This window comes from Muriicola sp. (assembly GCF_041567615.1).
Classification (GTDB): domain Bacteria; phylum Bacteroidota; class Bacteroidia; order Flavobacteriales; family Flavobacteriaceae; genus Muriicola.
In genome coordinates, this window is sequence record NZ_JBFGBM010000117.1 from 1 (window position 1) to 8,568 (window position 8,568).

The 8,568-nt window shown below is 49.5% G+C and carries 9 protein-coding genes and 2 tRNA genes; 5 read left to right on the forward strand and 6 right to left on the reverse strand.

What is annotated here, in order from left to right; all coding sequences use genetic code 11:
- The 3 genes from folP to ABYP73_RS08965 all read left to right on the forward strand — a co-directional run.
- A partial coding sequence (gene folP, locus ABYP73_RS08955) for a dihydropteroate synthase (protein WP_372974090.1) occupies positions 1 to 908 on the forward strand: 908 nt, incomplete at its 5' end.
- A 43-nt stretch (positions 909 to 951) separates the two neighbouring features.
- A complete protein-coding gene (gene cdaA / locus ABYP73_RS08960; RefSeq protein WP_372946234.1) occupies positions 952 to 1,737 on the forward strand; it encodes a diadenylate cyclase CdaA in 786 nt (261 codons plus the stop codon).
- 1 nt (position 1,738) lies between these two features.
- A complete protein-coding gene (locus tag ABYP73_RS08965; RefSeq protein ID WP_372974091.1) occupies positions 1,739 to 2,515 on the forward strand; it encodes a DUF3667 domain-containing protein in 777 nt (258 codons plus the stop codon).
- 4 nt (positions 2,516 to 2,519) lie between these two features.
- On the opposite strand, the gene ABYP73_RS08970 is transcribed toward ABYP73_RS08965, so the two are convergent.
- Together ABYP73_RS08970 and truA are read right to left on the reverse strand one after the other, a co-directional pair.
- Entirely contained in the window at positions 2,520 to 4,292 is a 1,773-nt protein-coding gene (locus tag ABYP73_RS08970) for an ABC transporter ATP-binding protein (RefSeq protein WP_372974092.1), read from the reverse strand.
- Positions 4,285 to 5,037 (reverse strand): tRNA pseudouridine(38-40) synthase TruA, encoded by a 753-nt coding sequence (truA, locus tag ABYP73_RS08975; RefSeq protein WP_372974093.1) that lies wholly within the window; start codon positions 5,035 to 5,037, stop codon positions 4,285 to 4,287. Before truA ends, ABYP73_RS08970 begins: the two co-directional genes overlap by 8 nt.
- 41 nt (positions 5,038 to 5,078) lie before the next feature.
- Between truA and ABYP73_RS08980 the strand changes: the two genes are divergently transcribed.
- Positions 5,079 to 5,573: a metallophosphoesterase gene (locus ABYP73_RS08980; RefSeq protein WP_372974094.1), complete on the forward strand. Its 495-nt coding sequence runs from the start codon at positions 5,079 to 5,081 to the stop codon at positions 5,571 to 5,573.
- A gap of 87 nt (positions 5,574 to 5,660) precedes the next feature.
- On the opposite strand, the gene ABYP73_RS08985 is transcribed toward ABYP73_RS08980, so the two are convergent.
- On the reverse strand, positions 5,661 to 6,071 hold the full coding sequence (locus ABYP73_RS08985; protein ID WP_372974095.1) for a DUF4293 domain-containing protein: 411 nt from the start codon (positions 6,069 to 6,071) through the stop codon (positions 5,661 to 5,663).
- A 190-nt stretch (positions 6,072 to 6,261) separates the two neighbouring features.
- On the opposite strand from ABYP73_RS08985, the gene rho reads away from it, so the two are divergent.
- Entirely contained in the window at positions 6,262 to 7,872 is a 1,611-nt protein-coding gene (gene rho / locus ABYP73_RS08990; RefSeq protein WP_372974096.1) for a transcription termination factor Rho, read from the forward strand.
- Between the two features lie 131 nt (positions 7,873 to 8,003).
- Here rho and rpsT read toward each other — a convergent pair whose 3' ends face one another.
- From rpsT to ABYP73_RS09005, 3 genes are all read right to left on the reverse strand, one after another.
- Positions 8,004 to 8,255, reverse strand: a complete 252-nt coding sequence (gene rpsT, locus ABYP73_RS08995) for a 30S ribosomal protein S20 (RefSeq protein WP_372974097.1) — start codon at positions 8,253 to 8,255, stop codon at positions 8,004 to 8,006.
- A gap of 46 nt (positions 8,256 to 8,301) precedes the next feature.
- Positions 8,302 to 8,373: transfer RNA gene (locus ABYP73_RS09000), tRNA-Glu, on the reverse strand.
- 43 nt (positions 8,374 to 8,416) lie between these two features.
- Positions 8,417 to 8,488: transfer RNA gene (locus tag ABYP73_RS09005), tRNA-Glu, on the reverse strand.
- Between the last annotated feature and the right edge of the window lie 80 nt (positions 8,489 to 8,568).

Consider the following 8,568-nt stretch of genomic DNA (forward strand, 5'->3'; position numbering starts at 1 on the left):
ATCGGCCCCAAAGGTCGGTGTTTAATCTAAATCGGCAAAATGAATTCGCCCAGAAGACAGCCTGCAATCCCATGATGACTCTGAACTGCAAAGGACAACTGATCGATCTCAGCATCCCCAAAGTGATGGGGGTCTTAAACCTGACCCCGGATTCTTTCTATGACGGAGGAAAATACAAGGATGAAAAAAGCATCCTCTCTCAGACCGAAAAGATGCTGCAGGAAGGTGCGGCCTTTATCGATGCCGGTGCCTACAGTTCTAGGCCAGGGGCAGACGATATCCCGGTAGAAGAAGAGTTGCGCCGCATCGTCCCGGTCGTGGAATTGCTCCTCAGGCATTTCCCGGGCATCCTGATCAGCATAGATACCTTCAGGAGCAAGGTCGCCAAAGAAACCCTGGACGCCGGAGTGGCCCTGATCAACGATATTTCGGCAGGCCACCTGGATCCTGGCATGATGGAAACGGTCGCCAAGGCACGGGTACCTTATATCATGATGCACATGAAGGGAAATCCCCGTACGATGAAGGATATGAATACATACACCGATCTGGTCGAGGATATCCGTTACTATTTTTCGGAGCGACTGGCTTCGGCCAGGGCACTGGGGATACACGACCTGGTGATCGATCCCGGTTTTGGATTTGCTAAAAATATTGCACAGAATTACGAGTTGCTGAGGCAGCTGTCCCTTTTCAGCACCTTAGGGGTGCCCGTCCTGGCCGGACTCAGCCGGAAGTCCATGATCTACAAGGTGCTCGGGACAACCCCCGCGGAGGCCCTGAATGGCACAACGGCCCTGAACATGGTGGCTCTTTTGGGAGGGGCAAGTATCCTGAGGGTGCACGATGTGAAGGAAGCCGTGGAATGCGTTGCCCTTTATGGCCAACTAAGTGATGCCAGCCCATAGGCAGGAATCCACTATTTTTTCTAATTTTACAAAAACGACCGGATTGGACTTTCTGAATTTTCTGGATTTCAAGATTACAGACTTCCTGGACATCCTTCTTGTCGCCATACTCCTCTACTACATCTATAAACTTGTCCGTGGTACCGCCGCCGTCAATATATTCCTGGGGATCGTGTTTATCTGGGCCTTTTGGAAATTCACCCAGTTACTGGGCATGAAGATGATCAGCAGTGTGGTGGGCGGCTTCATGCAGGTGGGACTTATCGCCCTCATCGTGGTCTTCCAGCAGGAGATACGCAAATTCCTCCTGATGATCGGTTCTACGAACCTGGCCAATAAACGCAATTTTGGGAAGCGCTTCAGTTTTTTGAAGCAGGATGGGATCGACCCCGACCTGAGGGTGGGCCTTGTCCTCGAAGCCTGTGAAAAAATGTCCAAGAGCCGGACCGGAGCCATCCTGGTCATAGAACGCAACAATTCCCTCGATTTTATAAAATCTTCCGGCGATCGTATGAATGCGGAGGTCAACCTGCCCATCCTCGAAAGTATCTTTTTCAAGAACAGCCCCCTGCATGACGGCGCTGCCATCATCCGGGGTAACCGTATCATCGCCACCCGGGTGATCCTACCCTTGTCTCAGGAACGCAATATCCCCCTGCGGTTTGGCCTCAGGCACAGAGCAGCTATTGGCATCACGGAAAAAACAGATGCCCTGGCTCTTGTGATCAGCGAAGAAACAGGGAGCATCTCCTATATCAAGAATGGGGAATTTATCATGTACAAGGACCTGAGGGAACTGGAGACTCTTATCAAAAAAGACCTGCTCTGATATGAAGTGCAAGAATTGCCAGACTCCACAGCGAACCGATTTTAAATACTGTCCTGCCTGTGGGGCCAAGGTAGTGGTCCACAGGCTCACTTTCAAGAATCTGACCTACGATATTACGGAGAGGTATTTTAATCTCGACAACACCTTTATTCGCACATTCGTACAGCTCCTTGTCAGGCCGGAGCAGGTGATCGATTCTTATATTCAGGGGGTAAGACGGAGGTATCTCAATCCCATCAGCCATCTCGGGATCGCGCTGACTTTATCCGGGATCATCGTTTTCGTCATGCAGAAGGTCATGACTCCCGAGATCTTTTTTGCTTACGGACAACAACTCTCGGAAGAGGTGGCGGGCAAGCTTTACAATACCGTTTTCGACTATTCTTCCCTGTTCTTCATCCTGTATATCCCGGTCTTCGCGATAGCAGGGTTCCTGACCTTTAACCGCAAGGAATATCTCTTATCGGAATATATCATCGCCTTTATCTACATCCTGTCCCAATGGAGTATCTTCCTTTTTCCGGTCTCCCTGACGGTTCTGATCTTTGCGCCTTCATTTTATATCGATCTGAGCTTTCCCACCCTTTTCCTGATGATCGGTTACAGTGTGTTTGCCATGCAAAGGATTCATCGCTTCCAGAATGCTGCTGCGATATTGCGGTCGATTCTGTTCTTTATCCTCACGGCGATCGGATATTTCGGAATCATCCTCTTATTCTATGCGGTCATGTTTATGACGGGCACCCTGGAACTCCAGGATTTTGCACCTAAACAATAAGGGATCAGGCGACGTTCTCTTCCTCTGCCAGGAACTGGGCCTCGTACAGTTTGGAATAGTACCCGTCTGTCTTGAGCAGTTCTTTGTGGGTGCCGATCTCCACGATCTCTCCGGCATCCATGACGATGATCTTGTCTGCCTTTTTCACCGTGGCCAGACGGTGGGCAATGATGATGGAAGTGCGCCCCTCCGTGATCTTGTCCGTGGCTTTCTGGATCAGTTGTTCGGTATAGGTATCCACGGAAGAAGTGGCTTCGTCCAGGATGAGGATACTGGGGTTAGTGACGTAGGCCCTGAGAAAGGCGATCAGCTGACGCTGCCCGCTGGAGAGCATGGTACCCCGCTCTTTCACATTGTACTGGTAGCCCCCTGGCAGGGTAGTGATGAATTCGTGCACACCGATACGCATGGCAGCCTCCTCTATGGTTTCCGTGGTGACAGAATCGTCTTTCAGGGTGATGTTATTGGCGATGGTATCCGCAAAGAGGAAGACATCCTGCAGGACGATGGCAATGTTCTTCCTCAGGGAGGCTAGCCTGTATTCCCTTATATCGACCCCATCCACACAGATACTGCCGCTGTTGATTTCGTAGAAGCGGTTGAGAAGGTTGATGATGGTCGACTTACCCGCTCCTGTAGCCCCGACGATGGCGACGGTCTCCCCTGCTTTCACCTCAAAGGAAATCCCGTGCAGCACTTCCTCTTCTTCCAGGTAGCCGAAGTGCACCTTTCGGAAACTGATATCCCCCGATACCGGTTTCTTTTCATAGGTTCCGTCATCCTGTATCCTGCTGTCCGTATCCAGGATCTTAAAGACCCTGTTGGCTGCCACCATCCCCATCTGCAAAGTATTGAACTTATCTGCGATCTGCCGCAGTGGACGGAACAACATTTCTATATACAGGATGAAGGCAAAGATGGTTCCGGCCAGGTCGACCTCGATATTGGCGATATTCCGCAATCCCCCGTACCATACTACAAGTCCGATCGCGATAGAGGTCACGATCTCTGCCACCGGGAAGAAGAAGGAGTTATACCATACGGTCTTCAGCCAGGCATCCTGGTGTTTCTTGTTGATCTCCCTGAACTTGGCACTTTCTATCTTTTCCCGGTTGAACAGCTGCACGATCTTCATCCCGGTAATGCGTTCCTGCACGAAGGAATTCAGGTTGGAGACCTGTGCCCTCACCTCGATAAAGGCCACTTTCATGGCTTTCTGGAAGAGGCGTGTTGCATAGAGGATGATGGGCAGGATGGCGAAGACCATCAGGGCCAGCCTCCAGTTCATATAGACCATCATACTGGCTGCTGCGAGCATTTTCAGCAGGTCCGAAACGATGGTAAAGAAGCCCTGGCTAAAGATCTCCCCAATGCGCTGCATATCGGCAACTGCCCTGGTGACCAGCACCCCTATGGAGGAATTGTCAAAGTATTTCATCTTGAAACCCAGCATCCGGTTGAAGAGAAGGACGCGGATATCCCGGATGACCGATTCTCCCATCCAGTTGGCGTAGTAATTGAAAAGCAGCTGAAATACTACCTGGCCCAACAGGACGCCAAGCATTGCCAGGGAAAGCCAGAAGAGCAGGTCCATATCCTTCCGGGTGATCGCGTCATCAATGATGTTGCGAAGGATATAGGGCGTAAGCACAGCAAAGAAGGTCAGCAGAATTCCCGCAAGGGCTACGCCGTAAAAGGTCACCCTGTAGGGCCTGGTCTGAGCAATCAGGCGTTTAAAGAGACGGTAATCAAAGGCTTTTCCGGTTTCTTTATCCATGAATTTGAAATAGGGATTCCGGGTATGAAATCTTCGTCAAATATAGCCCTTTTGCAGGCACTGAGACCCCTGCTTCACTCCTGTCCCTGCTTTTTATAATATGATTAACATCTTCTACAGCCGATTTCCCCAAACCTACATCGAGCAGGGTGCCGACGATAGCCCTCACCATATTCCGCAGGAACCTGTCGGCCGTGATCCTGAAGACCAATCGATCTTCCTGTTTGCTCCACCGGGCCTCCTTCAGGTGGCAGATATAGGTTTTTACGTCCGTATTCGACTTGGAGAAGCATTCGAAGTCCGTGTGTTTAAGCAGTTCTGTGCAGGCGAGGTTCATCGCCTTGACATCCAGGGGAAGGTGTACGTAATGCGCCCAGTTGAACAAAAAGGGATTTTTATCCTGCACCACCAGGTATTCATAGGTTCTTTCCAGGGCATCGAAACGGGCATGGGCATCAAGCTTTACGGGCAGGATTCGCTTCACGGAAATATCGTCGGGAAGAAAGGAGTTCAGCCTGTGGACCAGGTCTGCATAGTCCGGAGATTCATCCAGATCAAAATGGGCAAAAAGCTGACGGGCGTGAACTCCAGCATCTGTTCTCCCGGCACCCACCAGCTGTACAGGGGTTCTCAACAGGGTAGACATGGTCTCTTCCATGGTCTGTTGAATGCTGATGGCTTTGGGTTGACGTTGCCAGCCGTGATAGGCCCTGCCGTCATATGCGAACTCGATGAAATATCTCAATGTGAAATTCTATTTTTGTAACGCACAAATATACCCCTAAAATGACCAAAATCTTATTGCTCTCCGACACGCACGGATATTTGGACGAGGCGATCTGCAAATACGCCCGTCAGGCGGATGAGATATGGCATGCGGGGGATATTGGGACCCTCGAGGTGGCAGACCGGCTTTCCGCTATCAAACCGCTCAGGGCCGTATACGGGAATATCGACAACGCGGTCCTGCAAAAGGAATTTCCCCTCGATGCGCGTTTTACCTGTGAAGGTGTGGACGTGTGGATCACGCATATCGGAGGCTATCCCAACCGGTATAGCCCCAGGGTAAAAAATAAAATGGCCGATAATCCCCCTAAACTCTTTATCAGTGGCCACTCACATATCCTGAAGGTGATGTGGGACAAAAAACTGGAATTGCTGCACATGAATCCCGGAGCGTGCGGGAAACAGGGTTTTCACCAGGTGCGGACCATGCTGCGTTTTCAAATCGATCAGGAGAAGATAGAGAACCTTGAAGTGATCGAACTCGGCAAGAGATAAAACAAAATCGGCACTCCAATTATTAAAGCAAAAAACCCCGGTTTGGACACCGGGGTTTCACGCACTAATACTACTAAGATGTTAGGTTTAACGTAAGCGGTCAACAGATTTTACAAGATCTTCATCCTTTTTGATGGCCCTGTTGGCCAGGACCAGTAAAACGATAGAAAAAACAGGAATCAGCATCCCAATACCCTTCTCCGAGACCTGAGCCCCTCCGGATAAGTTTAGCGACCGGTAAACGAAAAATCCCAGTAAAAAAAGATTCACTATCATATTGAAACGGTTCAGTACAAACTGACTTTTTCTGTCCTTATACTTGAAAATGGCAAGGGCAGCCAAAACCGCTGTCCCGTAAAAGGCCAGCGAAACCGCGATTTCATTCTTTGCAAATACAACCCCCTCTTCCCCTGTCGTCCAAAGCGAGACCCAGAAGGGCAGTACCGCCCCGAGGAGTATGACTCCTGTTAAATAGAGGGTCTGTACGCGCTGGATCATGGTATCCGGGATTTTTAGCCCTGCAAAAATAAAGGTCTTTTTAAATATTAACCACCAAATATTCAAAATATTTTGTAATTTTGAACCGTTATCACAGATAGCACTTACCCACTGGGAATCCATTCCCATGTAAATCCAAGTATCAATTACTTCAAATTTTTAGATCTACGTATAACTTATTCAAAACTCAATGTTTGAGATTTCCGATTTAAAGGCAATGAAGCTACCTGAGCTTCAGAGTATTGCCGAAAACCTCAAAGTTCCCAAGTTCAAGACCCTCAAGAAATTAGACCTGGTCTATCAGATCCTCGACCTGCAGGCCAGCAATCCCAAAATGGTGAAGGAAACCGCCGAGATTGTTGAGAGCCCAGCCCCCCAGGAGCATAAAAGGGAACGCAAACCTAGGCCCAGAAAAACACGCAATGACAGTGGTGGAGAGGCCCAGGATTCTAACCAGCAACCACAGAGCAAAGAAAGCAAGCCAACTCAAAGTTCTGAAGATACAGGAAAGAAAGACCACCAAAAAAAGGACCATTCCAAAAAAGACCACAAAAAGAAAGACTCATCCTCCCACTCCGGCAAGTCGCAGAATACCCACAAATCTCACCAGAATAACGGGCAGGACAAGAAGTCCCAGAATTACGACAAGGACCTCAAAAACAAGTACAAACAGCCCGAATACGAATTCGACAGCATCATCGAGAGCGAAGGTGTTTTGGATATCATGTCTGACGGCTATGGTTTCCTGAGATCATCGGACTACAACTACCTTTCATCACCCGATGATATTTACGTCTCCCAGTCGCAGATCCGCCTGTTCGGACTTAAGACAGGGGATACCGTACTCGGAAATGTAAGGCCTCCCAAGGAAGGAGAAAAATATTTCCCGCTGATCAAGGTTTCCAAGATCAACGGACAGGACCCCCAGGTGGTAAGGGACCGGGTGGCTTTCGAGCACCTCACACCCCTTTTCCCCAGGGAGAAATTCAAACTGGCCGAAAGGCAGAGCAATATCTCAACCCGTATCATCGACCTCTTTTCCCCTATCGGAAAAGGTCAGAGGGGTATGATCGTATCTCAGCCCAAGACCGGTAAGACCATGTTGCTGAAGGATATCGCCAACGCCATAGCGGCCAACCATCCCGAGGTTTACCAGATCATCCTGCTGATCGATGAGCGACCTGAAGAGGTTACCGATATGCAGCGGAACGTAAGGGGGGAGGTAGTTGCCTCTACCTTCGACAAGGAAGCAACAGAACACGTGAGGGTAGCCAACATCGTCCTGGAAAAGGCCAAGCGCCTGGTAGAATGCGGCCACGATGTAGTCATCCTGCTCGATTCCATCACCAGGCTCGCAAGGGCGTACAACACCGTACAGCCTGCCTCCGGAAAAGTGCTCAGTGGTGGGGTAGATGCCAACGCACTGCACAAGCCCAAGCGATTTTTCGGTGCCGCCAGGAATATAGAGAACGGGGGATCCCTTACGATCATCGCCACAGCCCTTACAGAAACTGGATCGAAGATGGACGAGGTGATCTTCGAGGAATTCAAGGGAACCGGTAATATGGAGCTGCAGTTAGACCGACGAATCAGTAACCGCAGGATCTTCCCTGCCATCGACCTCATCTCCTCTTCTACCCGAAGGGACGATCTTCTGCTGGAAGACAATGTTATTCAGCGCATGTGGATCATGAGAAAGTACCTGGCCGATATGAACCCCATAGAGGCTATGGAATTCATGGAGCAGCGTATCAAGCAGACCAAAAACAACGAAGAGTTCCTGATGACCATGAGTCAATAGGATTTCCGGATACTAATAGAATCCCGGTGCAGCAATGTCCCGGGATTTTTTTTACAACATGGTTTTCCCCTGAAAAAAGAGCACAAAAAAACCCGGCTGCCTGGCCGGGTCTTTTTTATTAAAAGTCTTATCTAGAGCGTATTCACCATTTTGGTGAGCTTGCTCTTGAGGTTGGCGGCTTTGTTATCGTGGATGATATTTCGTTTTGCCAATTTATCGATCATACTGACCACAGAAGGCAAAAGGGCATTGGCCTTTTTCTTGTCAGACTCGTTGCGCAATTTCTTGATCGCATTACGCGTGGTCTTGTGCTGATACCTGTTGCGCAGGCGCACTGCTTCATTTCTTCTGATTCTCTTTAATGCCGACTTGTGATTTGCCATCTTGTTTTAATTAATGTTTTCAACCGCCTTCCCGGCGGATTCCCTGTAGCCCGTAGGGGAATCGAACCCCTGTTACCAGGATGAAAACCTGGCGTCCTAACCCCTAGACGAACGGGCCGTAATTCAATAAATCAACTGCAGAATTCATTCGATCTGCCTTGTAGCCCGTAGGGGAATCGAACCCCTGTTACCAGGATGAAAACCTGGCGTCCTAACCCCTAGACGAACGGGCCATGGGTTTGCGCACTTGCGGATGCAAAAATACAATTATTTTTTACTACCACAACACCCACCGATTATTTTTTGAAGGCCC